Origin of the sequence: Kitasatospora sp. NPDC005748 (genome assembly GCF_040630735.1) — a bacterium.
GTDB lineage: Bacteria > Actinomycetota > Actinomycetes > Streptomycetales > Streptomycetaceae > Kitasatospora.
The window spans coordinates 257,479-282,125 of record NZ_JBEXYD010000002.1; the positions used below are offsets into that span (position 1 = coordinate 257,479).

Here is a 24,647-nt window from a genome sequence, read left to right on the forward strand (position 1 = left end):
TCAGATCGTGCGGTCGGGACGGGAGTCCAGCAGGCGGGAGCGGACGGCGGCGAGGTCCGCCGGGTCGACGCCGGCTACCAGCAGGTAGCCGGCCGGGTCGAAGCCGTCCAGGGTGGCGTGGAGGGCGGCCTCGGCGGTGGTGCCGGCCTCGGCGAGCACCGTGTCGATCCGGCGGTACTGGTCCGGCAGGCCGAGCATGCCGTACAGCGGGCGGACGTTGGCCGCGCTGAGCAGGTAGTCGGCGACGATCTCGGACGGCTCGACGCCCGCGAGGGCGAGCAGCAGCAGGGTGGCGAGGCCGGTGCGGTCACGGCCGGCGCCGCAGTGCACGACCAGCCCGCCGGGCCGGGCGCCAGCCACGGTGGCGACCAGTTCGGCGGCGGCGCGCGGGCAGTGGTCGAGGTAGGGGCGGAGGGCGAGCGGGGTGCCGTCCAGTCGTCCGTACCGCTCCCACCAGGCGGGGCCGGCGAGTTCGTCCAGGGGGACGCGGACCAGCTGGACGTCCTCGGGGAGCGGGAGGAGCGGGCGGTACTCCTCGATGTTGCGCAGGTCGACGACGGTGCGTATGCCGTGGTCGAGCAGGGTGTCCCAGCCCTCGGCGGTGAGGCGGTCGAGGTTGTCGGCCCGGACGATCGCGCGGTGGGCGGTGCGGGTGCCGTCGCCGGTGCGCAGGCCGCCGAGGTCGCGGACGTTGAGGCAACCGTCCCAGTCGAGCGTGCGGTCCTCGGTGGTGGTCAGCGCGTGCGTCCGGCTCATCAGGATCCCCGTTCCTCGCCGGGGGTCCGTTACCCCCTCGTTATATGGACTCCGGAGCCGTCCCGATGGTTCCTCTGCTGTGCGGCAGGCCGTCGGGGGCGGGCGGGGTGGAGCGGGTCGGACGGGTGGTGCGGGTGCGGTGGATCAGGTGGGTCAACGTGCTTGCGTTGCGCGGTGGTTGGTGGTTCAGAGGCCGGTCGGCTCGGCGGCCTCGGTGCGGACCAGCTTCTCCATCGGGTCGGCGGCACGGTGGCCGAGCACCGAGCCGGCCGCGATCGCGCCGATCAGGAAGGCGGTGGACAGCCAGGCCATGGTCGAGACCGGCAGGGTGAAGGCGCCGACCACCCGGGCCACGCACTCGGTCAGCAGGGCGGTGCCCCAGATGCCGGAGAAGAGCCGCTCGTAGCGGCGGAAGGAGCGCGAGCGGGCCGCCCGGCCGTCGGCCAGCCGCTGCCAGGCGGCGGAGCGGGCCCGGTCGCCCTTGGTCAGGAAGGGCATCAGCATCGGCGACATCATCGGCCGGCCGAGGAAGACGGAGACCAGGATCGCCAGCGCGAGGGAGCCGCTGAGCGCGCCGTCCTTGGCGAGCATCAGCCGCGCGTCGCCGGTCACGGTGGTGAGCGCCAGACCGATCACGTTCACGCCGAGCATCATCGAGGCCCACAGGTTGACCTTCCGCTCGCGGACCAGGCCGACGACCGTCCGGACGGCCGGGACGGCGCCGCTCCAGGCGAGGGCGGCGAACTGGCTCATCCCGAACGCGGAGTGCAGCAGGTAGTAGCCGGCCAGCGGGGTCACCACGTCCAGCGCGAGCGGGCGGAGCGTGGCGGCCAGCGGGTTCGGGGCCTTGGCGGCGGCGGTCCCGGTGGTGGCGGTGGTGGCGGTCTGGCTCATGATGGGCTCTCCCCTGGCTGGTGCTCGGCCTGCGGGCCGGTGCCCGCGTCGTGCCTCCAGTCTCCCGAGCCGACCCTGCGTCAGAGCAGTGTCGTCCGTTGCGGGATCCGCATGACAGTTGTCACGACGCGCACCATGACAGCGCCGTTGACCTGCGCGTTCAGTCGGTGGGCGGGTCGATGTGCCAGAGCGGTCGGCCGAGCGTGTCGACGCAGCGCACCGCGCGGAAGCGCTCGTCCCCGACGGAGAGGAACCCGCGGGCGACGCCTTGGAGGACGGTCCGCGCGACCGTGTCCGCCCCGGTCCACGCGCCGGTCAGGACGAGCTCCTTGTCGACCAGCTCGGCGCGCTGGATCCGCGCGACCGAGACGGCCGGCAGGACGGCGTTGACCTGCTTCAGCCCGGGCGGTGTCCGGAGACAGGTCTCGCCGGTGCCGGAGCGGTCCCGCTCGGCCCGGCGCCGCAGCTCGGACAGGCCGTAGTGGTCGACGGCGGCGATCGAGTCGTCCAGCGCGACCCGCCGGCACGGTCCCGGCCGCACCTCCCACCAGACGTCCTCGCCGACCGGCAGCACCTCGCCGATCCGGGCCCGCCAGGTCTCGACGCCGGTCTCCGCCGGGGCGTGCCGGAGGGCAGGGGCGGCGTAGACGGTGGCCCGCGAGCGGGGGGAGCGGGAGCGCGGGAGCACGTCGTGGAGGGCCGGGCGGGTCGGCCGGGCGGCGCGAATGGCGCATGATGTGGCGGGTGCAGAGTGCAGAGCGCCCCGGAGCGGGCACCGACAACCCCGTCGGCCGGTCCGGACCGGCACCGGTGTCCGGCGGCCCCCCGCCCGGCCCGCCGCCCGGCCCGCCGTCCACCGCGTCCGTGGGGCCGCCCGCGGTCCCGCCCGCCGGGCCGGGCACCGCCGTCGACCTGTCCGAGGCCGTGCGGGCGGCGCAGGACGGGGACGAGGAGGCGTTCCGGCTGCTGTTCCGGAGCGTCCAGCCGGGCCTGCTCCGCTACCTCCGGGTGCTCGTCGGCGGCCGGCCCGAGGACGCGCAGGACGCCGAGGACATCGCCTCCGAGGCCTGGCTGCAGATCGCCCGCGACCTGCGGACCTTCTCCGGCGACGGGGACGGGTTCCGCGGCTGGGCCGCCACCATCGCCCGCAACCGCGCGCTGGACCACCTGCGCGCCCGCCGTCGCCGCCCGGTGGCCGACCTGCCCTTCGAGTACCTGGCCGAGCTGGCCGCCGGGGACGACACGGCGGGGGCGGCGCTGGCCGCCGTCGGCACGGCGGACGCGCTGGCCCTGATCTCCCGGCTGCCGCGCGACCAGGCCGAGGCGGTGCTGCTGCGGGTGGTGATGGAGCTGGACGCGGAGAGCGCCGCCCGGGTGCTCGGCAAGAAGTCCGGCAGCGTCCGGATGGCCGCGCACCGGGGGCTGAAGCGGCTGGCCAAGCTGCTGGAGCAGCCCCTCGCGGCGGGTGTGGGAATTCCGGCGCACCGGCCGGCGACCGGGCCGTCCGGGCAGCCGGCCCGGGCAACGGCAGGGCCTGCCGGACCGGCCGGGGCGGGGGGTGCCGGAGGAGGCGTCGGACAGGGCGCGGAGGATGGCAGGAAAAGAGTTCCTCCGCAGGGTGTGACAGAACGCAGGGCCGCGACGCTGAAGGACATGAGATGAGCACCAACCGATCCCGTCGGATCGACCGTGACACGGCCGAGCAGTTGCTCGGCGGTGCCGTGGGCGGCCCGTCGGCCGGGCAGGACGCCTCGCTCACCGGACCGGATGCCAGTACCGGGCGTACGGGGGTTGCCCACGTGTTGGCCGCCGCCGCCGCCCCAGCGGTGGCGGATGAGCTGGCCGGTGAGGAGGCCGCCCTGGCCGCGTTCCGGGAGGCCCGTCTCGCGCCCGTCCCCGCTGTTCCCGCTCCATCCGCACCCGTCCGGAGACGATCGATGGCAACCGCCGCGCTGGCCAGGGCCTTCAGCACGAAGGCTGTTGCCGTCGTGCTCGGAGCCACTGCGCTCGGCGGTGTGGCGGTCGCGGCCGGGACGGGCAACCTTCCGTCAGCGCTCGGCGGCGGTTCCGAGGAGCCGAGGCCTTCGCTGCTGGCGCCCGCCACGGCCTCCTCCGCCCCGGTCGCCTCGTCCGCCGCGGGCGGCGGTTCGTCCACGCGCCGGCCCTCCACCGGGCCGTCCACCGTCGGGCCGTCCGCCGGGGCGTCCACCGCCGGTCCGTCCACCGGTGCGGCGAAGCCGCCGTCGCCGGGCGTCTCGCCCTCTGCCTCCACGGAGACCAGGGGCCAGCAGGCCAGGGCCGCGCTGGTGGCGCTCTGCCAGGGCTACACCGACCGGAAGGGCAAGGGTGGGCACCCACGCCCGCTGGTCACGGATCCGCAGTTCGCCGCGCTGGTCGCGGCGGCCGGCGGTCCGGACAAGGTGGACGAGTACTGCGGGGAGGTCCTGCGGCACAAGGACGACGACGACCGTCAGGCCGTCCCGTCCCCGTCCCGCCCCGGCAATGCCGACGGCGGCGGCCGCGACGGCGGAAAGAAGGACGACGGCAAGACCGCCGACGGGAAGAACGGCTCCGGTGGCGGCGGGAGCGGGCCCGGCCCGCTGCCGACCGCGGTGCCGACGCTCCCCGGCGTCCTGCCGAAGCCCGACCGCTCCGGGCAGTCCGCCGACTCCCCTCCGGGGAGGTAACCCCAGAACTCCGGATGGGCGGCGGGCGAAACCCCCCGGGCCCGTCGCTCATCCGGACCGCTCCACCGCTCCAACCTCACCACCCGCAGACCCCGGGTGGCCGGTCGGCTCCCCCGTGCCAACCGTCCACCCGGCCGGCCCCGGCCGGACCGGACGGCGCACCCCGGACGCGCCGCCGGCCCGGCCAGGGCCGCACCCTGTGGCCCGCCCGCCCCGCAGTCGGGCGGGCCGCAGGGCGCACCCAGCGCACCTGCACTCCGCGAGACCAGACCTGGACCCGACCGTGACCGTCACCTTGTACGACCACGAGCCGGCGGCCGGGGAACCGCTGCCCGGTTCCCCGGCCGCCACCCCTTCCCGGCAGGCCGCCGAGACCACCGCCGCCCCGGTGTTCGTGGACTCCTCCGGCCGCCGCCAGCGGCGGGTCCGCCGACTCGGTCTGCTGCTCGCCGTGCCGGCCGCCGGCTACCTGGTGCTGCTCGCCGGCACGGTGCTCGGCGGCCCCACCGTCAGCGCGTCCTTCCTGCCGCTGCCGGCCCCGCCGAGTGTCGCCCCGCCCGCGCCGGCCGGCGAACCGTCGTCCCCGGTGCCGACGATCACCGGCACGGCCGGGCCGGACAGTGTGCAGCCCGCTGCGGCGCGGCCCACGGAGACCGACCACCGGACCACCGCCCCGGTCGCGGCCACCACCGCACGACCGTCCGCCCCGGCAGCCGGTCCCACACCGTCGCCCGCGCCCGCCGCTCCGAGCGGCAACGGGAACGGCAACGGGAACGGCAACGGCGGAGTCACCGCCTCCCCCACCGCCGGGCACGGCCGGCCCACCGACGCGCCGGGCAACTCCGGCAACGGCGGCGGCAAGCCCGGGAAGGCCTCCCCGACGCCCTGACCCCGGCCGTCCGCCCCCGTCCCCGCTCCGTCCCGGCGCCGGCCGCCCTGCCCCGGCGCCGAACGCCCTGCCCGGGCCATGCCCGTACCCACACCCGGGCCCGGTCCGGGAGGCCCCGCGTCACGACGCCCCGGTGTACGGCGACGCCCTGGGCCGCCAGCCTTCCGGGTACCAGGCCCCCGGATACCCGGCCCCCGGGTACGACGCCCCCGGGTACGACGCCCCGGGCTACGGCAGCCCGATGCACGCTCCGCCCGGGCACGTTGACGCCGGGGGCTATCGTGCACACGTGCACGAGGCGGTCCGGGGCCCCGGGCAGGGCACGTGAGGGGAGCGGTTCCAGGTGATCGGACGGGCGCTTAACGGACGGTACGAACTCGTCGAGATACTCGGCGTCGGCGGGATGGCCACCGTCTGGCGGGGCGTGGACCACGTGCTGGGCCGTCAGGTGGCCGTCAAGGTCCTCAACGGAGGCCTCGCCGACGACCCGCGCTTCGCCGAGCGGTTCAGCCGCGAGGCGCAGCACGCGGCGATGCTGGTGCACCCGCGGATCGTCATGGTCTTCGACTCCGGCGTGGACCAGGGCTCGCCGTACATCGTCATGGAGCTGGTGCACGGCCTCTCGCTGGCCACCCTGCTCGCCCAGCAGCCCGGGCTCCCGGTGGAACGCGCGGTCGGCATCGCGGCGGCGGTGTGCGAGGCGCTGGAGGTCGCGCACGGCGCGGGCCTGGTGCACCGGGACATCAAGCCCGGCAACATCATGATCACCAACGACGGCGGGGTGAAGGTCGTCGACTTCGGCATCGCCCGGGCCGGGTCGTCCAGCAACCTCACCCAGGCGGCGATGGTGCTCGGCACGGCCGCCTACCTGTCGCCCGAGCAGGCCACCGCCGCCGAGCTGGACGGGCGCACCGACCTGTACGCGGTCGGCTGCGTGCTGACCGAGATGCTCACCGGCGCACCGCCGTTCACCGCCGAGACGCCGGTGGCGATCGCGTTCAAGCACGTCACCGAGCAGCCGCTGCCGCCGTCCGCGCGGCGGGCCGGGGTGCCGCCGGCGCTGGACGCGGCGGTGCTGCGCCTGCTCGCCAAGGACCCGGCCGACCGGCCCGGCACCGGCGCGGCCGCGCGCGCCGAGCTGCTGGCGACGATTCCGGGGCTGGCCTTCTCGGACCCGACCAGTGAGCTGCTCGCCACCGGTGCGGCCGGTCAGGCCACCCAGTTGCTGCCGCCGGTCCCGTTCCGGCCCGCGCCCGCCGCGACCTCGGTGATGGCGCCGGTGCCGGCGATGGCCCCCGTGCCGGACGGCGAGGGGCCCGTCCGGGAGAGCCGCCGCAAGCCGCTGCTGTTCGGCGCGTTGGGCCTGGTGGGGGTCGCGGGCGCGGCGATGCTCGCGATCACCGCCTTCGACGACCCGGCCACGCCCACCGCCGCGCCGCCGCCCAAGCCGACCCGGTCGGTCTCGGCCGCCGCGACGCCCACGCCGACCACGGCCGCGCCCACCACCCCGACGGCGCTCCCGACCCCGTCGGCCACGCCCGCCGCCGCCACCACCCCGCCGCGCGGCCAGGCCCCGGCCGTCCAGCTCAACGCCCTTCGCGGGGCGGTGGCGCAGACCCAGATGACCAAGGAGCGCGACCGCCAGCTCGACCTGCTGCACACCCTCGACGGCGCCGCCGCCCGCCTCAACCAGGGCAAGGAGGAGGACGCCGCGCAGGAGCTGAAGAACGCCCAGCGGACCGTCCGGGACCTCGCCAAGAAGCACGCGATCGACGGTCAGACGGCCCAGAACTGGAACACCCGCCTCAGCACGCTGATCACCGCCCTCAACGGCTCCGACGACCACGACCAGAGCGACTGATCCGGTGACCGGGGAGCCCCGCGTCCGCGCCGTGACCGCCGAAGCCGGTGCCGAAGCCGGTGCCGAATCCGACGCCGGTGCTCGATCGAAGATCGTCGAGAAGTAGGCTCGCTTCGCAACACGACGCGAGGGGGAGCTCAGTGGCGCGGGTTGCAGTGATCGGTGGAGGCATCAGCGGGCTGGGGACGGCGCTGATGCTGGGTCGGCGGGGTCACACGGTCACCTTGTACGAACAGGACGCGCGGGAGGCCGGCGCGGACCTGGAGCAGGACTTCTTCGAGTGGGGCAGGCCGCGGGTCCCGCAGGCCGTCCAGCCGCACTCGCTGCTCGCACCGGTGCGCACCGTGCTGCGGGCCGAGGCGCCCGACGTCTACCAGGACCTGTTGGCGCGCGGGGCCCGGGAGTTCCACGATTTCGACTGGTTCGACGAGCACCCGCCGCACCGGGACGGTGACGAGGACCTGGTGACCCTGCGCACCCGCCGGATCGTGCTGGAGGCCGCCCTGACCGCGGCCGTGCGGCGGGAGGCCACCGTGGAGGTGCGGCGGGGGCGCCGGGTGAGCGGCCTCGCCGTCGGGGAGGGGCGGCCCGTCCGGGTCACCGGCGTGCGGGTCGGCGCGGAGACCTTCGGGGCGGACCTCGTCGTCGGTGCGGCCGGCCGGCGCTCGCCGGTGCCCGCCTGGCTGGTGGAGGCGGGCTGCCGGCCGCCGGTGGTCGAGAGCCACCGCACCGGGATCGCCTACCTGTGCCGCTGGTACCGCCTGCGGGCGGACGGCCCGCGCGACCCGGGGCGGGGGGTGAAGACCGGCTCGGCCGCGTCGTTCGCGCTGGCCGGGGTCTTCCCCTCCGACAACGACACCTTCGCGGTGAACCTGCTGCTCTCCACGGCGGATCCGACCCGGGGCGCGCTCACCGACCCCGAGGTGTTCGAGGCCGTGGCGCGCCGCTTCCCCGCCTGCGCCGCCTGGCTCGACCTGGACGCCGAGCCGCAGTCGGCCGTGCTGGCGATGGCCGGCCTGGACAACCGCTGGACGGCGCTCGCCGACGCGGAGGGACCGGTCGTCACGGGTCTGGTCAACGCGGGGGACAGCCTCATCCACACCAACCCCACCTCGGGCCACGGGGTGTCCCTGGGCCTGCGTGCCGCCCAGTACCTCGCCGGACACGTCGACGAGGTCGTCGCGGACCCCGCCGGCTACCACGCGTGGACGGTGGAGGCCCTCCGCCCGTGGTTCGACGCGCAGGTGGCGTCCGACCGCGCCAACGAGCAGCGGCTCGCCGAGAGCGCGCCGCCCCCGGAGCGGCGGGCGGCGGCCGTGGCCACCTGCGCCTTCGAGGACCCGGTCGTCATGCGGGCCCGCGCCAAGGTGCGGCACCTGGTCTCGCGACCGGACGAGGCCTACGCCACCGAGGAGGTGGACCGCCACGTCACCGCCTGGCTGGCCGCCAACCCCGACTTCGAGCCGGAACACGACGGCCCGACCCGCGACCAGTGGGACGCGCTCATAGCGGGCTGAGCGCGGGGCCGACACCCCCCGCACGGCTGCCGGTCGGCGGTCACGGACTGAGCGGCACCGGTGGTCCCGGTCTGAGCGGCACCGGGTTGTCCGGCCCGTCCAGCCACACGGTGTGGCCGGACGGGGTCACCGTGAGCCCGAAGCGGTCGAAGCCCGGTCGGCCCTTGTCGCGCCACCACTGCCAGGCCGCTGCCACCTCGTCCCAAAGTCGCCGGGGCCCGGACTGCACGACCTCGTACGCGGCGCGGCCGGGCTCCCAGTCGGCGGTCGCCCACGAGGTGACGGCGGTGTCGTGCAGCCACAGCGTGTACGTGCCGTCGTCGTAGCGCTCGGTCAGCGGGAACACCCCGGGCAGTCGGACGCCGACGGCGAACATCTCCAGCCATCCGCCGACCGTCTCGGGAGACAGGCTGGTGGTGGACGCGGTGCCGTCCGCGGGCCAGGGGCCGGAGAGGTAGGCCAGGCTGTCCGGCCGGGCGCTCCGCTGCCGGCGCAGCCGCATGAAGGCCGACGAGCCGACGAACCGGCCGCTCGCCGTGCCGTCGTCGGCGGCGGTGAGGCGTACGAGCGCCTCACCGCCGTACTCCGGCCCCCACGGCGCGACGATCACCGCGCCGGGCCGGGCCTGTGCCACCCACGGGTGCGGCACCCGGCCGACCGAGCAGGTGGCGATTACCCGGTCGTACGGCGCCGCCTCCGGATGGCCCTCGGCGCCGTCACCGACGACGAGGCGCGGGGTGTACCCGGCGCGGGCGAGACGGCGTTCGGCGGCGGCCGCGCTGACCCGGTCCACTTCGACGCTGACGACGTTCCCGGAACCGACCCGGTGGGCCAGCAGGGCGGCGTTCCACCCGGTGCCGGTGCCGATCTCCAGGATCCGGTGGCCGTCCTCGACGTCCAGGGTGGCGAGCATCGAAAAGACCATGGTGGGCATGGAGTTGGACGACGTGGGCATGGTGCCCACGTCGTCCCCGGTGTGCTCACCGTCGTCCCACTGGGTGGTGAGCGGCACGTCCGAGTGGACGGCCTCCCACCAGGCCGCCGGGTCGGTGTCCCGGTGGACGGCCCGGCCCTGGCGGACGCCGTCGGCCCGACCGGGCCAGATCGTGTCCGGGACGAAGAGGTGACGGGGAACGGCGTCGTACGACGCCAGCCAGTCCGTGGTGAGCGACCCGTTCGCGATGAGCGCGGAGGCCAGCCGGGCCCGACCGGCCTCCGCTTCGTGCTTCCCGGTCACCGGCTACTTACCGTCCGCCGGGCCCTTGCCGTCCGAGGAGTTCCCACCCTCGGACGACCCGCCGCCGCCGTGCTTGTTGCCGCTGTTGGAGTCGTCCTGCTGACCGCCGCCCTTGCCGTCACCGGTCCCGCCGCCGTGCTTGCCGTCGAACGTGGGAATGGCCACCTGCTGCCCCTCCGTCGTCACCTCGGGCCGGGGGGAGCCCCCGACCCGGCCTGCGTCTTGTTCGCCCCCGTCCCGGTGTGACCGGGACGGGGGCGAACAAGGGGCGTCAATGATCGACGCCAATGACAAGCACGCTAGGTGCACGAAGCCGCTGGTGGGTGGGTGATTCGCAGATATTCCAGACGCGGTGCCCGAGGTTCGCGCGGATTCCCCCGGGGCCTTCGGGGCAGTCCCTTCAGCACCCGAGAATATTCGAGAATCACCGCTGCCGGATTCCCGGCTGGCGCCGATCATGGGACCTTCCTGTCTCTCGGCGAGAGGAACGGCCATGGCAAGGCGACTGCGGGTCATCGGGAGCACGTCGGGAGTTGGTGACTGCCCGACGCTGTACGAGGATGTGGACACTGGTGAAGTGGTCGTGCAGGGGTACGCCGTGACGGACCCCGAGGACGTGAGGCAACTCAAGTACGTGAGGGACGATGAGGGCTTCGTCGTCGTCCCCCGCGAGCTGCTCGTGAGGTTCGCACCGAAGGAGGCAACGTCAGTGCCGGAGTTCGTGCCTCAGCAGAGGATCACCGAGTTCATCAACGACGGATTCGAGCACACCGCGTGGCGACTGGAGACACGGACCGGCTACCTCTCCGACAAGCAGATGCCCTCCTACGACGAGTTCCTTCGTACCGGTGACACGGCTGGTGAGGTCGGGCACCCCTGGTTCGAGAACGTGCGCCGCATGGTGGACAAGGGCAAGAGGTTCGAGCGGGTCCGTCTGGTGGATGATCCGCCGACCGAGGGGCAGCGGTATCTGTTGGCGTGCGCCCGGACCAACGTGGCGGCCGGCGAAGACATCCGGTACATGTGGCGCTCGGACGCGGCAGAGGCGGGAATGGCAGGGCTGTCGGATTTCTGGCTCTTCGACTCCCGCACGGTCGCGCGCTTCCACTTCGAAGGAGAGCGCACCGTAGGGATGGAGCTGGTCACTGACCCGCTGGAGGTCCTGCGAGCCTGCCAGACTCGCGATGCCGCCTGGCACCACGCAACGCGCTACGCGCGGTTCCGGGCTCAGGTACCTTCCGGCATGTGAGCACCGACTATCAGCAGGCACGGCTCGCTCTCGGTGCCCGGATGCGTGAACTCCGCACCAGGAGCGGCCTGTCGGGACGCGCCCTGGCCGCACGACCGGGCTGGACCGAGGGCCGCCGATTGGGTCAGACCGCGGGGTCGGTGAGGTGGTCGAACTCGCCGGCCTTGATGCCCTGGAGGAACTTGGCGAACTTGAGCGGGGTGGTGCGGACGATGATCTCGCCGTCGTCGGACTCGCGGAGTTCGATCAGTCCGTCGACTGCGCGGGCTTCGAGACAGTCGGCATTCGCGCCGGAATAGCTGGACGTTTGCCAAACGAAGCTATCCATGTTTGCTCTCTACCTCATTCACAACGGGTCGGAGAAGTCCCATGAGTCTTCCTCCGAAAGGAGGGCCACGGATGCCATACGGGCAAGGATCTCCCGGTAGTTTGCCGGCTTTCGAGCCGGTTGAAATCCCGTGCTCACTCGCCGTAGGCCCCTGCGGCGCTGAACTCGCGGTGTGGAGTGGCGAAACGCCAGGCGGCATCCCGCACCTGGCAGGCGCGGGCAACCTGAACAGGGTCGTTGATCAGCTCGACGCCGATGAGGTCGTCATCGGCGTCGAAACGCAGCAGGGCGATCACACGGGAGTCGAACAGCCAAGCGTCCTCGTTCGGAAGGCTCAGGCGGTCGGCGTCGGCGCGCCAGAGGTAGCGGATGTCCTCGCCGACGGCGCCGTTCCGTTCGGCATTGTCGAGGAGGTACCGCTGCCCGAGGGTCGGAGGGTTGTCCATGATCCTCACTCGCTCGAAACGCTTGCCCAGGGCCGCCTGTTCGCGGCGCGAACGGCACCAGGGGTCGGGTCGTCCAAGTCCCAGCCGGGTGCCTGTCCGGCGGCGAAACGCCGGTAGGTCTCGGTCTGCTCGTCCGAGCGGTACCGGCGGCGGGTCTCCAGCCGGAAGGCGCTGTGCTGAAGGCTCTCAAACATGCCATCGAACTCGTCGAAGCCGATCAGCGCTCCCACAACATGCTCCCCTCGTCGTCGGACCGACGGGACCAGGATGCCTTCGAAGTGCGCCCTGGTGAGGGCTGTTTCGCGAAGTTGGGGGCGGGTGTGGATCGGCGGCCCTCGCTCGGTTGAGCGAGGGCCGCCGATCGGGTCAGGTCGTGAGGTCGGTGAGGTGGTCGAACTCGCCGGCCTTGACGCCCTGGAGGAACTTGGCGAACTTGAGGGGGGTGGTGCGGACGATGACGGCGCCCGTGTCGGACTCGCGGAGTTCGACCAGTCCGTCCAGGGCACGCACTTCGACGCATTCATCGTTTGCGCTTGAGTAGCTGGACTTCTGCCACACGGTACTAGCCACGCTTGCTTTCCATTTCCTTCTTGATGGATCGCACGAAGTCTCGGGATTCCTCTTCGGAGAGGGCAGCCGACGCGATCTGGGCGAGCAGGGATCGGAACCTTGCCATGTGGGCCGGGGCATCGAAGAGTCGACAACCAAGACCCGTGTCAGTCTGCGCTCCGTCGAGCTCGGGAATCGGACCCTCGGCGTAGGTGAAGTTGTCACTGGAGCTGGGCATGGCAGCGATGTCGAACGGCACTACTCGCACCGAGATGCTCGGTTGCTCGGAGTCCTCGATGAGGGCGCCGAGCTGTTCGGCAAGGACAATCGGCCCGCTGAACTGCATGCGCAGTGCGGCTTCGTGGACGAATGCGGAGTAGGGCACGGAGCCGGATCGGATGGCGCGTTGGCGCTGCATGCGGAAGGCTGTCCGGAGATCGACCTCATGGCGAGGAAGCGGCGGAAAGGTCTGCGCGAAGACGGCGGAGGCGTATGAGCCGGTTTGAAGTAGTCCAGGGATGAACGTCATCGTGTAGGTGGACAGCTTCGTTGCCTGGCTTTCGAACTCCGCGACGTCAAGGAAGTCCGCGGCCAGAGTGCCTCTGTACTCTTCCCACCAACCGACCTTTGCGCGTTCCGTGATCATGTCGGCGAGGGCATCGATCAGTGAATCGTTGATGCACATGCACGTTGCAGCGATGGTGCGCAGCCGGTCCACGCTGATGCCGATCTTCCCGGCCTCCATCTGCGTGACCTGCGCTGGGCTCATTCCGACGGCGCGGCCGAGCTGGCTGCCGCCAAACCCGGCTTGCTCTCGCATCCGTCGCAGCTCTGCGCCCAGGCGTCGCTGGCGGAGCGTGGGGTTCGTGCGTGCAGCCATGACGTCCTTTCGGGCGGGATCGTTCCAAGTTTGCCGCGCCGCTTGCTGGTCGGTCCATCTGGGCAGCGGTCAGGCGGTTGTTAACACGGTAGAGGGAACATCTTGATTCTGGGTAAAAGTTGACCCAGTGATGCGCTACGGTCGTCTCACATCGATCCGATGGATCGTCAGTAACGCCTGTTCCCAGGGCAGTAGGCGCCTGCTGCCCGCGCACCGCAGAGCAGCCGTACGCGGCACTCCCAGTCCCGTCCCGGCCTGGCTCACGGCGACGTATCCGCCGGTTCCACCACACCCACTCCACTCCGCCTCTCTTCGGAGGTCCCTCATGTGTGCCTTCACCCTGCCCGAACCGCCCGACTGGTCCGCCGCCCGCGAGGAGCTGCGCGAGGCCCTCGACCTCGCCGGCTGGCCCGACGACCTCATCCACGACGCCGAACTCGCCCTCTGCGAGCTCTACATCAACGCCTGGCGCCACGGTGGCAGCCCCGCCCCGCTCGTCGTCGTCCTGCTGCGCGACCACACCCTGCGCGTCTCCGTCGCCGACGACAACCCCCACCTCCCCGAGCCCCGCACCCCCGCCGACCCCTACGCCCTCTCCGGCCGGGGCCTGCACCTCGTCCGCTCCCTCACCCACCGCTTCGGCACCGACCCCCGCAAGCACGGCAAACGCGTCTGGTTCGAACTGGACGCCGCCGCGTGACCACCACCCCCCGACCCGACACCGAGAGGAACGAGCCGTGGGAGTCCTGATCCCCCTCGTCACCGAAGCGATCCACACCGAACGCACCACCGTCGCCTACCTCAGCGTCGAACACGCCCCCGACGCCACCGTCCAGCTCCGCCTCGCCGTCGACCTCGACATCCACACCGGCCCCGGCGAACACCTCGCCCTCCCCCTCACCCACGACCAGGCCCACGAACTCCTCCACGACCTCGCCGCCCACCTCGGCCACCGCGCCCTGCGGATCCGCCGATGAGAACCGGCACCGCCAACCTCCTCGTCGGCGCGGCCCTCCTCACCCTCCTCGCCCTCGCCCTCACCACCGTCGCCCTCGGCGTCCTCACCACCCTCAAAATCAACCACCACCCCCAACCGCCCCCGCCCCCACCCATCACCCCCCACGGCCGCTGGGAACTGCGCACCCGCCCCGACGGCACCCACGAATACGCCTGGATCGCCCGCCAGGCCGGCCACTACGGCCCCGAAACCCACCACCGCACCCCACCGAAGAAACCCGCACGCCACGCCCAACCGCACTGACCGGACGCCCGCGCCGGGGTGATGGGCCATCCGCCCGTCGCTCCGGGCGACCCGGGTGGAATTCCCGGTGGCCGGAGCTCGCGACCGGGCAGAATCGGGCCCATGTTGACCATCGGATCCATCGTGTTGGGTGTCGCGGACGTGCGGCGGGCCGTCGACTTCTGGACGGAGGCGCTGGGCTACGCGGCCCGTGACGAGGTCGAGGACCACTGGGCCGTCCTGGAACCCGCCGAGGGGCCGGGCGTGCAACTGGCACTCGGCCTCAGCGGATCGCCCCTCCAGGAGCACCCCCGCGTCCACCTCGACCTGTACACGGCGGACGCCGCCGAGCAGGCGGCCGAGATCGAGCGGCTGCTCGCCCTCGGAGCCAGCTCGGTCGACTGGGACAGCTACCCCGAGGACCCGGACTTCGTCGTCCTCGCAGATCCCGACGGCAACCGGTTCTGCGTGATCGACACCACCCACGGCTGACGGCCGGTCGGGCTCCGTCAGTCGCCCCGCTCGTCGTGTTCGTCCTGCTCCTCCGCCCGGTGACGGCGGCGGGGGAGGCCGTGCCGGTGCTCCCCGCCCTGCGCCCGGGGGATCCGGCTCTCCAACCCGGTGCGGAGCCGCTGCGTCAGTGTCCCGGCGGCGGTCGCGAGGAAGACGAAGTTGTAGACGATCTGCAGGATCACCACCAGCCGGGGCCCCTGCCCGGCCGCCGTGATGTCGCCGTAGCCGACGGTGGCCATCGTGACGACGGTGAAGTAGAGCGCGTCGAGCCGGGTGTGCAGGCCGTCGAACTCGCCCACCGAGGCGGCCAGCACGTAGTACGTGCCCGCGAAGACGTTCATCGACAGGCAGATCAGCACGACCAGCCACAGCCCCGGCCGTCGGCCCGTCCCGCGCAGCAGGTCGAGGACCCGGCCCAGCAGCAGGCCGCTCAGCAGGGTCAGGACACCGGCGAACACGAGCCAGCTGAGGACCGGGCGGCGTTCGCCGAAGTAGCGCAGCGGCAGCGTGAAGTACGCGAGCATCAGCACGGCGAACGAGCCGAGCAGCAGGAACCAGGCCCGCACGTCGACGCGGTGCTCCTGGGCGAGGGGGGTCGGGGTCGCGGACATCCCGCTCAGCCTGTCGCAGTGCCACCGGTCCCGCTCGCCGGGCTGCTCCGAACGGACCGGCCGGCCAGGGCGGGGCCCGGACACGACGAAGCCCCCACCGTTGCCGGTGGGGGCTCGGTCGGAGAAACCTCAGGCGGTGGTCGTGGCCCGGGGGGTCTCGGTGGCCTTGGTCACGTTGGTCGGCGCGACCACCTGCGGGGCCACCGGCTGCTGCGGCGCGGTCTGCGCCTGCGGAGCAGCGGTGCTCTGCGCCGTACCCGGCGCGGGGGCGGCAGCGGCGTCCGCGGCCGGAGCCTCGTCCTCGCGCAGCGCCTTGGTCTCCGCCTTCAGGATGCGCATCGACTTGCCGAGGCCACGGGCCATCTCCGGCAGCTTCTTCGATCCGAACAGCAGGATTACGACAGCCAGCACCACCAGGAGGTGCCAGGGCTCAAGACCGTTCCGCAGCATCCCCGGCCACCGGTCCCTTCTTGTCTAGAGTCACGGGTGGGCAAAGCGCCCGACCTGGCCAGTATGCATGGCCGCGGAGGCGAACGTATACACCGGTCGGGAAACGCTGGTCAAAAACCAGGTGTTGACCAGGCGGATGGCGATTAGTCGCAGGCCGCGCGGTGAATTCCGGCCACCGGGTCAATTGGCGTATCCGATGATGAGGCCGCAGAACACCGCCGCCACCAGCGCCACCCCGACGGACAGCACCAGCAGGACCCGGGTGCCCGGCAGCGGCGCCCCGGCGCGGATCGCCGCCTCGACCCGGATCCACCGCCGGTACGCGGTGGCACCGAGCACCGCTCCGCCGAGGGCGCAGATCACGGCCAGGGCGATCCGCAGCGGCGCGGGGGCGACGTCGGGGGTCAGCTGGTCGACGGCGATGCCGCCCGCGAGCAGGCCGAGTGCCGTCCGGATCCAGGCGAGGAAGGTCCGTTCGTTGGCCAGCGAGAACCGGTAGTCCGGCTCGCCACCGCCCGGCGACCGCGCGCCGTCCGCTTCCGGCCCCGGCCCCGGCCCCGGCTCCGCCTCCGGCATCGGCCCTCCCGCCGCTCTCCCGAGTGTTCCCGTCGAACCCCAGGCTGCCCTGGCGTGCCCGGCCCCGCAGCTCAGGGCCGGGCGGGCCGCCCGGCCGGCGGGAACTCGGGTGCGGAGGGCGGCCGGCCTCGGCCAGACTGCCGCGATGAGCATCGACACGGCCGGCCCCGCGACCCCCAGCCCCGCCCAGGAACGAGCCCTGCGGCACGTCACGGCGCTCGCCACCGGCGGCCCGCTCGCCGCCGGACTGCGCATCACCCTCAACTTCCACCCCGACCGGGCCGACGGCGGCCGGGACATCCTGGAGGCGCTCGCCCAGGACGGCGTCTACCGCTCCCAGTTCGTCACCGGTACCGGCAACGGCGGGCTGACCGCCCACCCCGGCGGTGACCGCTGGCGCTGGGAGAGCCGGATCTTCGGCGGCGCCTACGACGAGGCCCCGGCGGAGGAGCGCCCGGTGTACGGGGCGCTGGACTACCGGCGCAAGCCCGTCGGCGCGGCGCCGCGCTTCGGCTCGGCCCATCTCCGGCTCGCCCCGCACGCCCTCGCCCGGGCCACCTTCTGCTACCCGGACAGCTACCTCGACCCGTCCGACTTCGGCACCGCCGACCGGATGGCCCTGATCGCCCTCGCCGAGGCCGACGACGCGGACGAGCTGGACGACTACATCGAGGCCCAGGTGCACGGGCCGGTCCGGCTCGACGGGGACGTGGAGGCGGTGGTGCTGGACCCGAGCTACCGGGGCACCGCGGTCGAGGAGCGGGCCCGCCGGCTGCCGTGCCCGCTCGCCTGGCACCCCGGCCTGCGGCTGTCGACCGAGGAGCTGAGCCGCCACCCCGACTACCGGGGGGCCGAGTTCGTCGCCCTCGGCCTCGCGATCGCCGAGGACGGGCTGCTCGACCCGCGCGTCATCGGTGACGCCGTCCGCACCGGCCGGCACGATCCGCAGGCCCTCAAGCGGGTCTGGCACTACCTGGCGCGCTTCGGCTCACCCGTCGAGTAGCCGGTCGGCCTGCGCCCCCCGTGGCGTCGGCCCCGTGACGTCTGCTCCCGGTGACGCGGCCCCGGTGGGGTCGGCGTCCCGACGGGCCGGCAGGTAGCCCCCGCCGGGTGGCCGCCTACGGGCGAGAGCCCCCGCCCGGGGGCGGGGGCTCTTGATGACGCGCGGGGGCGGACTGCTCCGATCAGCTTCTTCGCTCAGACGGTGGCGGGCTCGGCGCCCTTTCGGTCGACACCCTCGGTGTCGTCCGTGGCCGGCCGGGCGGGGAGGTGGGACATCAGGCGGTAGGCGAGGAGGGCGGCGCCGACCGCGAAGACCAGGCCGACCAGGGCGGCCACGTGCAGGCCGTCGGTGAAGGCGGCCCGGGCGGTGTCGAGCAGCTCGGTGCCGAGGCGGCCGGGCAGCCGGGCGGCGACGGTGACCGCGCCACCGAGGGTGTCCTGGGCGGTGCGGGCGGCCTCGCCGTCGATCCCGGCGGGGAGGGCGCCGTCCAGCCGAGACCGGTAGACCGCGGCGCCGGCCGCACCGAGCAGGGCGATGCCGAGCGAGCTGCCGAGTTCGACCGCCGTCTCGGAGGTGGCGGAGGCGGTACCGGCCCGCTCGATCGGTGCGGCGGAGACGACCATCTCGGCGGTGAGCGTCATGGTGCCGACGGTGCCGGCGGCCAGGACCCCCGCCGCGGTGAGGATGAGGGCGAGCGGCGAGTCGGCGCCGACCTGGGTCATCATCGCGAAGCCGGCCGCGCCGATCAGGAAGCCGCCGGCCATCAGCACCGCCGGCCGGACCTTCCCGGCGAGCGCCGCGCCCAGCCCGACCGCCGCACCGACGCCGACGCTGGGGACGAGCGACCAGAGCGAGGCCGTCAGCGGGCTCATGCCCTTGACCAGCTGCAGGTACTGCGAGGTGAAGAGGGTGAAGCCCATCATCGCGAACATCGCGACCATGTTGACGCTGATCGCCCCGGTGAAGGCGCGGATCCTGAACAGGCTCAGGTCGAGCAGCGGGGCGGCGGCGGTGCGCTGGCGGAGGACGAAGAGGGCGGCGAAGACCAGCCCGACCGGGACGGCCGCGGCGGCGAGCGGGCTCCAGCCGTCCACCGCGAGGGTCTTGACGCCGTAGACCAGCGGCAGGATCGAGGCCAGCGAGAGGCCGGCGCCGAGCAGGTCGAAGCCGCCCTGCTGCGGGGAGCGGTACTCGGGCAGCAGGAAGGGGGCCACGACCAGCAGCAGGGCCATCACGGGGACGGCGACCAGGAAGACCGAACCCCACCAGAAGTGGGCCAGCAGGAACCCGCCGACGACCGGGCCGAGCGTGGCCCCGGTGGTGAGGACGCCGCCCCAGGCGCCGAGGGCGAGCTGCCGCTGCTTGGGGTCGTGGAACATGTTCCGGATCAGCGCGAGGGTCGAGGGCATCACGGTCGCCCCGGCGGCGCCGAGCACGGCGCGGGCGGCGATCAGCTGGCCCGCGCCGTCGGCGTAGGCGGCCAGGACCGAGGCCCCGATGAAGCCGGCGGCGCCGATCATCAGCAGCCGGCGCCGGCCGATCCGGTCGCCCAGCGAGCCCATCGTGATCAGCAGCCCGGCCAGCAGGAACGAGTACATGTCCATGATCCACAGCTGCTGGGTGCCGCTCGGCGCAAGCGTGGTGGAGATGTACGGGACGGCGAAGAAGAGCACGCCCATGTCCATGGTCAGGACGAGCGTGGGGAGCAGGAGGACGGCCAGGCCGATCCATTCGCGACGGCCTGCGCGGCCGGTGGTTGCGGTCATGGGGAAGACGGTACGGGCGTGTCAGACGCTTGTCTAGTACAAGCGTCTAAATCATTTGTCTCAGGCTTTCGTGTGAGACGGACGTGCAAGACATCTGTCCAGACAGGCCGTAGCATCGGGCCATGGGAAATCGTGAGGACCTGCTGGCCGGCGCCAAGCGCTGTCTGTACGAGAAGGGCTACGGGCGCACCACCGCCCGGGACGTCGCCACCGCCTCCGGCGTCAGCCTGGCGGCGATCGGCTACCACTTCGGCTCGAAAGAGGCGCTGCTCAACACGGCGCTGATCGAGGCGACGGGGGAGTGGGGCGTCGCACTGGGCGCCGTGGTGGCGCACGCGAACGAACTCGCGGACGGGCCGGAGGAACGGTTCGTCGCGGTCTGGGACGGGGTGAAGGAGACCTTCGTCGAGCACCGCGGCCTCTGGGCGGCGCAGTTCGAGGCGATGGTGCAGACCGACCGGGCACCCGAGCTGGCGGCGGCGCTCACCGCGGCGCAGAAGGGAGGGCGGCTCGGGCTCGCGGCCCTGTTCCAGGGCCTCGCCGAGGTGCCGGACACCGAGGACGAACTGGCCCGCGGAATGTTCTACCAGGCGCTGCTGGTCGGCCTGGCCGCCCAGTGGCTGGCCGCGCCCGAGATGGCGCCGACCGGGCGGGACTTCCTGCGCGGCCTCCAGCTGGTCGCCCCCTCCGTGCTGGGCGCGGCCGCGCCGTAGGCCGCCGTGGGCCGCGTCGCCCGGCGGGGGCGGCTACGCCGTGACCGCCGTCAGCAGCACCACCGAGTCGACGTGGGCCAGCAGCCCGTGCCGGTCCTGCGGGATCGGGTGCAGCTGGCCCGCCGACAGCTCCTGCAGATGCCCGGCGACGGTGAGCGAGACCCGGCCGCGCAGCACCTGGATGCTCGCGGCGGCGGGGGCGTTGTGCTCGTCCAGCGACGTCCCGGCGGTCAGCGCGATCACGGTCTGCCGCAGCACGCCGTCGTGCACCACGAGGTGGGCGCTTCGCCCGTGCGGGCTCTCGGTGGCTTTGGCCGCGTGCTCCACGGCGAGCTGTTCGAGATCGACCATGGGTGTCCTCCTGGGCCTGCCTGCCGGGTCCGTCGGCGGGTCCGTCGCCGGGCCTGCCTGCCGGGCCGTTCGCGGCGGCCCTGGGGCCAGCGTCGCGGACGGGCCCGGCTCCCGCACCCCGGAGCGGCTCGGCGTGCGGGGATCGCCGACTGCGCCCATGGTGGACGCATGGCGACCAATGACAGTTTCCTCAGTGGCTTCCAGGTCAACCGTTCGCTGCTGGCCGGCGGAGCGGTGCTCACGGGCATCGGCGCGGTGCTCGGCGCGGCCGGTGCGGCCATGGTGTGCGCGGCGCTGGCCACGGCCGGGCGTACGTGGATCAGGCGGTTGGAGACCCCGCCGACGGCGGTCGCGACGGCCGTCGCGCAGCGGGCGCTGCGCGAGGCGAAGGTGGCCTCGGCGGCCGGCTGGGAGGCCTGGCGCGCCGAGCACAGCTCGCCCAACTGAGCGGCCCCGGGCGCGGTCCGCGTGCCGTCCCGCTGCCCGCCGGCCCGCCCCGCCGCCCTCTCCACCGTCCCGCCGCGCCGCCCGGCTTCACCCGGGCGGCGCAACCGTCATGACCGCGCGGGCGGGGGGAGCGCCGGCGGGCCGCCATGGGGGTGCGGCCCGCCGGCGTTCCCGGCTGCGCCGGCCCGGTGGGTGCGGCCGGCCCGGCTCCCGTTGCGGGGGTCCTCGCCGCCGGGCGCTCGCCGCCGGGGCCTTGCCGCAGGGGCCCCGCCGCAGGGTCCCCGCTACAGGCCGAGCGACTTCGCGACGATGCTGCGCATGACCTCGCTGGTGCCGCCGTAGATCCGGAACACCCGGTTGTCGGTGTAGAGGCGGGCGATCGGGTACTCCAGGATGTAGCCGTAACCACCGTGCAGCTGGAGGCACTTGTCGATCACGCCGGAGGCCGACTCGGTGCAGAACAGCTTGGTCGCCGCCGCGTCCGCGACCGTCAGCTCGCCGCTCTGGTAGAGCTCCAGCGCGCGGTCGACCATCGACTGCTGGGCGACCACCTGGGCCTCGCAGTCGGCCAGCGTGAACTTGGTGTTCTGGAACTCGGCCACCGCCTTGCCGAACACCTTGCGGTCCTTGACGTACTGGACCGCGAACCGCACCGCCGCCGCGGAGGCCGCGTAGGCGCCGACCGCGATCGCCAGCCGCTCCTGGACCAGGTTGTGGGTCAGGTAGGAGAAGGCCTTGCCCTCCTCGCCGAGCAGGTTCTCCACCGGCACCTTGACGTCGCTGAAGGCCAGCTCGGCGGTGTCGGAGGTGCGCAGACCGATCTTCTGCAGCTTGCGGCCCACGGTGTAGCCCGCGGAGGCCGTGTCCACGCAGAGGATGGAGAGGCCGGCCCGGCGGTTCTCCGGGTCGTACGGTGCGGTCCGGCAGATCACCAGGACGAGGTCGGCGAGCACGCCGCCGGTGATGAAGGTCTTGGCGCCGTTGAGGACGTAGTGGGTGCCGTCCTCGGAGAGCCGGGCCGTGGTGGTGATGCCCGCGAGGTCGGAGCCGGCGCCCGGCTCGGTCATCGCGATGGCGGTCATGATGTCGCCGGAGACGAAACCGGGCAGCCAGCGCTGCTTCTGCTCCTCGTCGGCGTACTCCAGCAGGTACGGCAGCACCAGGCCGGTGTGCACGCCCGAGGAGCCGAAGCTGACACCCGCCCGGGCGGTCTCCTCGGCCACCACGGCCTGGTACTTGAAGCCGCTCTCGCCCGCGCCGCCGTACTCCTCGGGGACCTCGATGCCGAAGACGCCGAGCGCGCCGAGCTGGCGGTAGAAGTCGCGCGGCGGGTGGCCCTCGGCCTCCCAGCCCTCATAGACGGGCACGACCTCGTTGGCGATGAAGTCCCGGATGGTCTCCCGGAAGGCCTCGTGGTCCTCGGTGAACACGGTGCGGCGCACGACGGCGCTCCCTTCGGTGGTGCCAGGCGGTGCGGGCCGGCACGGGCGGCTGCGGGCCGGTGGACAGCTGATCGCCCCACAAGTTAATCCCGGGTAGCTTCGACTTGTCCAGGGTCGGCGCGGCGGTGTCCGTACCGTGACCGAGCCTGCTGTGACCGGCTCCGGCTCCCCACAAGTGAATCCTTGCTAGCCTACGGTCGGCGGGTGGCACCCGTAGTCCGCTCCGACCGCGGTGCGGGGCCGCGGCGCCGCAGACCTCGTGGACCGGCATCCGGGCGAGGTGCCCGGCATACGGGCTGGCGAGGGCGAGGAGCGACGTCATGGTGGTACGACGGCCGCCCGCGCGATCCCGGCAGGCGCAGATCCTCGCCGTGGCCGCCGAGCGCTTCCACCGCAGCGGTTACCACCAGGTCTCCATGACGGAGGTCGCCGCCGGGGTCGGCATCACCGCGCCGGCCCTCTACCGGCACTTCCGGGGCAAGCCCGAACTGCTGGACCGCACTCTCCGGTTGGGGCTGGACGAGCTGTCCGGCGGACTGCGCGCGGCTTCGACCACGGCTGACGTCGGCGCCGCGCTGGCCGCCGTCGCGGTCGGGCACCGGCCGCTCGGCACGCTGGTGCAGCGGGACGCCCGGTTGCTGCCGCCGGTCCGACGGGCCGGACTGCGCCGCGAGCTGCGCGCGGACGTCGCGCTGATGGCCGGGGTGCTCCGGGCGGAGCGCCCGGAACTCGGGAGCGCCGACGCCGAGTTGCTCTGCTGGTCGGCGCTCTCCGCCGGAGCCGGCCTCTCCTACCAGTCGGCCGTGCCGCAACCGCGCCGGGCCGAGCGGCTGGTGCGCGAGCTGGTGGCGGCGATCCTGGCGGTGCCGCTGGGCGACACCTCGCCCGACCCGCGGGACTACTGCCCGGCGGCCGCGCCGGTGTCCCGGGCGCAGTCCCGCCGGGAGGAACTGCTCGCGGCGGCGGTGCGGTTGTTCCACCAGCGCGGGTTCGACAACGTCAGCACCGACGAACTCGGCGCCGCGGTCGGCATTTCGGGGCCCAGCGTGTACCGGCACTTCGAGAGCAAGGCCCAGCTGCTGGCCGCCTCGCTGGTGCGCAGCAGGGAACGGCTCTGGCACGAGGTCGAGGGCGCGATCGCCGTCGCCGACGGGCCCGGGCCGGCCCTGGAGGCCGCGCTGGCCGCCTACGTGGGCTTCGCCCGGCGCAACAGCGACTACCTGGGCGCGATGCTGAGCGAGACCGAGCGGCTGGCCGCGCCGGACCGGCGGGCCGCGGTGGACTTCCGCCGGGACTTCCTGCGGACCTGGGTCGAACTGCTCTGCCAGGTCCGCCCCGAGTACGACGCGGCCCTGGCCAGGATCCGGGTGCACGCGCTGTTCGCCCTGGTCAACGACGGGGTGCGGAACCGCCCGTACTGTGAACGGCCGGACCTCGGGGACTGCCTGCGGCGGCTCGGCCGGGCCGTCCTGGGCCTCCCCGGGCCCGCATAGCGACGGCCGGGTGCCCGCCCCCGAGGATGGTGGGGGCAGGCACCCGGCCGGCGTCGCGACCCGGTGGATCCGGTCGGGGCCGCGAGCGCACTGGTGCTCGGTCCGGGTCTCGCCGCCGCCGGAGCGGAAGCGGCGGCGAGGAGGGCCGGGACTAGAAGAAGATGTGCGGGTGCACGTCGGCGGCGAGGTTGCCGTTGCCCTGGAGGGCGCCGACGTTGCCGGCGTTGCCGGCGACCGCGAGGCCGTTGTTCTGGTTGCCGGCGCCGGAGCCGGTGGCCGTCTGCTGGGTGCTGACCAGGTTGCCGGTCACGTTGCCGATCACGTTGCCGGAGCCGTTGTTGTTCACGACGCTGCTGTTGGAGTGGTCGTTGGCACCGGCACCGTTGTCGGCGTACGCCGTGGCGGACCCGAGACCGACCAGGAGGAAGGCCCCGAGGGCGGTGACGGCGGCGGCTGCGCGGATACGGGACACGCTGATCTCCCTGAGAGAGTGCGAAAAAGTGGCGCGTTCCGGGGTGGCCGCCCCGCAGCGCCGGTTCCTGACGTCGCACGACCAGCATTCACCAGCACCTGGGCGAACTCCACCGAATGGGTGGCAATTCGCCCGATGGTGTCATGAAGACGACGAACCGGGAGGGGTGGGAGGAGCCGCGCGCGGTCACGCGGAGAGCGGCAAGTTCCCTCGAAGGAGGGCGGATTGGGTCCACCGGACGGCGGCTTCGACGGGACTGCACTGTCAATGCCAGGTT

31 protein-coding genes and 1 pseudogene are annotated in these 24,647 nt (G+C 73.3%); 15 read left to right on the top strand and 17 right to left on the bottom strand.

What is annotated here, in order from left to right; translation table 11 throughout:
* The 3 genes from ABZ495_RS02555 to ABZ495_RS02565 form a co-directional block, all read right to left on the bottom strand.
* Positions 1-756, bottom strand: coding sequence for a tyrosine-protein phosphatase (locus ABZ495_RS02555; protein ID WP_359834064.1), 756 nt, complete (start codon positions 754-756; stop codon positions 1-3).
* 186 nt (positions 757-942) lie between these two features.
* Positions 943-1,650, bottom strand: coding sequence for a VC0807 family protein (locus tag ABZ495_RS02560; RefSeq protein WP_359834066.1), 708 nt, complete (start codon positions 1,648-1,650; stop codon positions 943-945).
* A 160-nt stretch (positions 1,651-1,810) separates the two neighbouring features.
* Entirely contained in the window at positions 1,811-2,338 is a 528-nt protein-coding gene (locus ABZ495_RS02565; protein ID WP_359834067.1) for a hypothetical protein, read from the bottom strand.
* A gap of 176 nt (positions 2,339-2,514) precedes the next feature.
* On the opposite strand from ABZ495_RS02565, the gene ABZ495_RS02570 reads away from it, so the two are divergent.
* From ABZ495_RS02570 to ABZ495_RS02590, 5 genes are all read left to right on the top strand, one after another.
* Positions 2,515-3,312 (top strand): RNA polymerase sigma factor, encoded by a 798-nt coding sequence (locus tag ABZ495_RS02570; protein ID WP_359804184.1) that lies wholly within the window; start codon positions 2,515-2,517, stop codon positions 3,310-3,312.
* Positions 3,309-4,337: a hypothetical protein gene (locus ABZ495_RS02575; RefSeq protein ID WP_359834070.1), complete on the top strand. Its 1,029-nt coding sequence runs from the start codon at positions 3,309-3,311 to the stop codon at positions 4,335-4,337. The genes ABZ495_RS02570 and ABZ495_RS02575 overlap by 4 nt, the downstream gene beginning before the upstream one ends.
* Positions 4,338-4,620: 283 nt before the next feature.
* Positions 4,621-5,226 carry a hypothetical protein gene (locus ABZ495_RS02580; RefSeq protein WP_359834071.1) on the top strand — a complete coding sequence of 202 codons (606 nt, stop codon included), beginning with the start codon at positions 4,621-4,623 and terminating at the stop codon, positions 5,224-5,226.
* 343 nt (positions 5,227-5,569) lie between these two features.
* The gene (locus ABZ495_RS02585; RefSeq protein ID WP_359804167.1) at positions 5,570-7,087 is read left to right on the top strand and encodes a protein kinase; all 1,518 of its coding nucleotides are present in this window, start codon (positions 5,570-5,572) and stop codon (positions 7,085-7,087) included.
* A gap of 140 nt (positions 7,088-7,227) precedes the next feature.
* Positions 7,228-8,604: an FAD-dependent oxidoreductase gene (locus ABZ495_RS02590; RefSeq protein WP_359834073.1), complete on the top strand. Its 1,377-nt coding sequence runs from the start codon at positions 7,228-7,230 to the stop codon at positions 8,602-8,604.
* A 40-nt stretch (positions 8,605-8,644) separates the two neighbouring features.
* On the opposite strand, the gene ABZ495_RS02595 is transcribed toward ABZ495_RS02590, so the two are convergent.
* Together ABZ495_RS02595 and ABZ495_RS02600 are read right to left on the bottom strand one after the other, a co-directional pair.
* The gene (locus ABZ495_RS02595; protein ID WP_359804169.1) at positions 8,645-9,841 is read right to left on the bottom strand and encodes a methyltransferase domain-containing protein; all 1,197 of its coding nucleotides are present in this window, start codon (positions 9,839-9,841) and stop codon (positions 8,645-8,647) included.
* Between the two features lie 3 nt (positions 9,842-9,844).
* A complete protein-coding gene (locus ABZ495_RS02600; protein WP_329488453.1) occupies positions 9,845-10,006 on the bottom strand; it encodes a hypothetical protein in 162 nt (53 codons plus the stop codon).
* A gap of 328 nt (positions 10,007-10,334) precedes the next feature.
* Here ABZ495_RS02600 and ABZ495_RS02605 point away from each other — a divergent pair, with 328 nt between their 5' ends.
* Together ABZ495_RS02605 and ABZ495_RS02610 are read left to right on the top strand one after the other, a co-directional pair.
* Complete coding sequence (locus ABZ495_RS02605; RefSeq protein ID WP_359834075.1) at positions 10,335-11,090, top strand: DUF6879 family protein; 756 nt, start codon at positions 10,335-10,337, stop codon at positions 11,088-11,090.
* A pseudogene (locus ABZ495_RS02610) lies at positions 11,087-11,194 on the top strand (transcriptional regulator); the annotation flags it as partial. The gene ABZ495_RS02605 and the pseudogene ABZ495_RS02610, both read left to right, overlap by 4 nt.
* Before the next feature lie 20 nt (positions 11,195-11,214).
* Here the strand turns inward: ABZ495_RS02610 and ABZ495_RS02615 are convergent.
* The 5 genes from ABZ495_RS02615 to ABZ495_RS02635 all read right to left on the bottom strand — a co-directional run bounded on the left by ABZ495_RS02615 (position 11,215) and on the right by ABZ495_RS02635 (position 13,293).
* On the bottom strand, positions 11,215-11,418 hold the full coding sequence (locus ABZ495_RS02615; RefSeq protein ID WP_359834078.1) for a DUF397 domain-containing protein: 204 nt from the start codon (positions 11,416-11,418) through the stop codon (positions 11,215-11,217).
* Between the two features lie 134 nt (positions 11,419-11,552).
* A complete protein-coding gene (locus ABZ495_RS02620; RefSeq protein ID WP_359834080.1) occupies positions 11,553-11,873 on the bottom strand; it encodes a DUF6879 family protein in 321 nt (106 codons plus the stop codon).
* Entirely contained in the window at positions 11,870-12,094 is a 225-nt protein-coding gene (locus ABZ495_RS02625; RefSeq protein ID WP_359834081.1) for a DUF6879 family protein, read from the bottom strand. The genes ABZ495_RS02620 and ABZ495_RS02625 overlap by 4 nt, the downstream gene beginning before the upstream one ends.
* 136 nt (positions 12,095-12,230) lie before the next feature.
* Positions 12,231-12,434 carry a DUF397 domain-containing protein gene (locus tag ABZ495_RS02630; protein WP_359834083.1) on the bottom strand — a complete coding sequence of 68 codons (204 nt, stop codon included), beginning with the start codon at positions 12,432-12,434 and terminating at the stop codon, positions 12,231-12,233.
* Positions 12,427-13,293: a helix-turn-helix transcriptional regulator gene (locus ABZ495_RS02635; RefSeq protein ID WP_359834085.1), complete on the bottom strand. Its 867-nt coding sequence runs from the start codon at positions 13,291-13,293 to the stop codon at positions 12,427-12,429. The genes ABZ495_RS02630 and ABZ495_RS02635 overlap by 8 nt, the downstream gene beginning before the upstream one ends.
* A 325-nt stretch (positions 13,294-13,618) precedes the next feature.
* Here ABZ495_RS02635 and ABZ495_RS02640 point away from each other — a divergent pair, with 325 nt between their 5' ends.
* From ABZ495_RS02640 to ABZ495_RS02655, 4 genes are all read left to right on the top strand, one after another.
* Positions 13,619-13,993 (top strand): ATP-binding protein, encoded by a 375-nt coding sequence (locus ABZ495_RS02640; protein WP_359834087.1) that lies wholly within the window; start codon positions 13,619-13,621, stop codon positions 13,991-13,993.
* A gap of 37 nt (positions 13,994-14,030) precedes the next feature.
* Entirely contained in the window at positions 14,031-14,270 is a 240-nt protein-coding gene (locus tag ABZ495_RS02645; RefSeq protein WP_359834089.1) for a hypothetical protein, read from the top strand.
* A complete protein-coding gene (locus tag ABZ495_RS02650) occupies positions 14,267-14,554 on the top strand; it encodes a hypothetical protein (protein WP_359812389.1) in 288 nt (95 codons plus the stop codon). The genes ABZ495_RS02645 and ABZ495_RS02650 overlap by 4 nt, the downstream gene beginning before the upstream one ends.
* Before the next feature lie 102 nt (positions 14,555-14,656).
* Positions 14,657-15,025, top strand: a complete 369-nt coding sequence (locus ABZ495_RS02655; RefSeq protein WP_359805269.1) for a VOC family protein — start codon at positions 14,657-14,659, stop codon at positions 15,023-15,025.
* Between the two features lie 17 nt (positions 15,026-15,042).
* Here the strand turns inward: ABZ495_RS02655 and ABZ495_RS02660 are convergent, their stop codons facing one another.
* From ABZ495_RS02660 to ABZ495_RS02670, 3 genes are all read right to left on the bottom strand, one after another.
* The gene (locus ABZ495_RS02660) at positions 15,043-15,657 is read right to left on the bottom strand and encodes a potassium channel family protein (protein WP_359834090.1); all 615 of its coding nucleotides are present in this window, start codon (positions 15,655-15,657) and stop codon (positions 15,043-15,045) included.
* 129 nt (positions 15,658-15,786) lie between these two features.
* Positions 15,787-16,107 carry a Sec-independent protein translocase subunit TatA gene (gene tatA, locus ABZ495_RS02665; protein WP_359805265.1) on the bottom strand — a complete coding sequence of 107 codons (321 nt, stop codon included), beginning with the start codon at positions 16,105-16,107 and terminating at the stop codon, positions 15,787-15,789.
* Positions 16,108-16,287: 180 nt separating this feature from the next.
* Positions 16,288-16,683: a DUF202 domain-containing protein gene (locus ABZ495_RS02670; protein ID WP_359834092.1), complete on the bottom strand. Its 396-nt coding sequence runs from the start codon at positions 16,681-16,683 to the stop codon at positions 16,288-16,290.
* Between the two features lie 145 nt (positions 16,684-16,828).
* Between ABZ495_RS02670 and ABZ495_RS02675 the strand changes: the two genes are divergently transcribed.
* The gene (locus ABZ495_RS02675; protein WP_359834095.1) at positions 16,829-17,686 is read left to right on the top strand and encodes a DUF3626 domain-containing protein; all 858 of its coding nucleotides are present in this window, start codon (positions 16,829-16,831) and stop codon (positions 17,684-17,686) included.
* A 194-nt stretch (positions 17,687-17,880) separates the two neighbouring features.
* Here ABZ495_RS02675 and ABZ495_RS02680 read toward each other — a convergent pair whose 3' ends face one another.
* Positions 17,881-19,452 (bottom strand): MFS transporter, encoded by a 1,572-nt coding sequence (locus tag ABZ495_RS02680; protein WP_359805260.1) that lies wholly within the window; start codon positions 19,450-19,452, stop codon positions 17,881-17,883.
* 122 nt (positions 19,453-19,574) lie between these two features.
* On the opposite strand from ABZ495_RS02680, the gene ABZ495_RS02685 reads away from it, so the two are divergent.
* Positions 19,575-20,165, top strand: coding sequence for a TetR/AcrR family transcriptional regulator (locus ABZ495_RS02685; protein ID WP_359805258.1), 591 nt, complete (start codon positions 19,575-19,577; stop codon positions 20,163-20,165).
* A gap of 33 nt (positions 20,166-20,198) precedes the next feature.
* On the opposite strand, the gene ABZ495_RS02690 is transcribed toward ABZ495_RS02685, so the two are convergent.
* A complete protein-coding gene (locus ABZ495_RS02690) occupies positions 20,199-20,516 on the bottom strand; it encodes a cupin (RefSeq protein WP_329488429.1) in 318 nt (105 codons plus the stop codon).
* A 168-nt stretch (positions 20,517-20,684) separates the two neighbouring features.
* On the opposite strand from ABZ495_RS02690, the gene ABZ495_RS02695 reads away from it, so the two are divergent.
* Positions 20,685-20,963, top strand: a complete 279-nt coding sequence (locus ABZ495_RS02695; RefSeq protein WP_329488428.1) for a hypothetical protein — start codon at positions 20,685-20,687, stop codon at positions 20,961-20,963.
* A 284-nt stretch (positions 20,964-21,247) separates the two neighbouring features.
* Here the strand turns inward: ABZ495_RS02695 and ABZ495_RS02700 are convergent, their stop codons facing one another.
* Positions 21,248-22,405, bottom strand: coding sequence for an acyl-CoA dehydrogenase family protein (locus tag ABZ495_RS02700; protein ID WP_329488427.1), 1,158 nt, complete (start codon positions 22,403-22,405; stop codon positions 21,248-21,250).
* Between the two features lie 320 nt (positions 22,406-22,725).
* Between ABZ495_RS02700 and ABZ495_RS02705 the strand changes: the two genes are divergently transcribed.
* A complete protein-coding gene (locus ABZ495_RS02705) occupies positions 22,726-23,898 on the top strand; it encodes a TetR/AcrR family transcriptional regulator (protein ID WP_359834097.1) in 1,173 nt (390 codons plus the stop codon).
* A gap of 151 nt (positions 23,899-24,049) precedes the next feature.
* Here the strand turns inward: ABZ495_RS02705 and ABZ495_RS02710 are convergent, their stop codons facing one another.
* The gene (locus tag ABZ495_RS02710) at positions 24,050-24,370 is read right to left on the bottom strand and encodes a hypothetical protein (RefSeq protein ID WP_329488425.1); all 321 of its coding nucleotides are present in this window, start codon (positions 24,368-24,370) and stop codon (positions 24,050-24,052) included.
* Positions 24,371-24,647 lie beyond the last annotated feature (277 nt).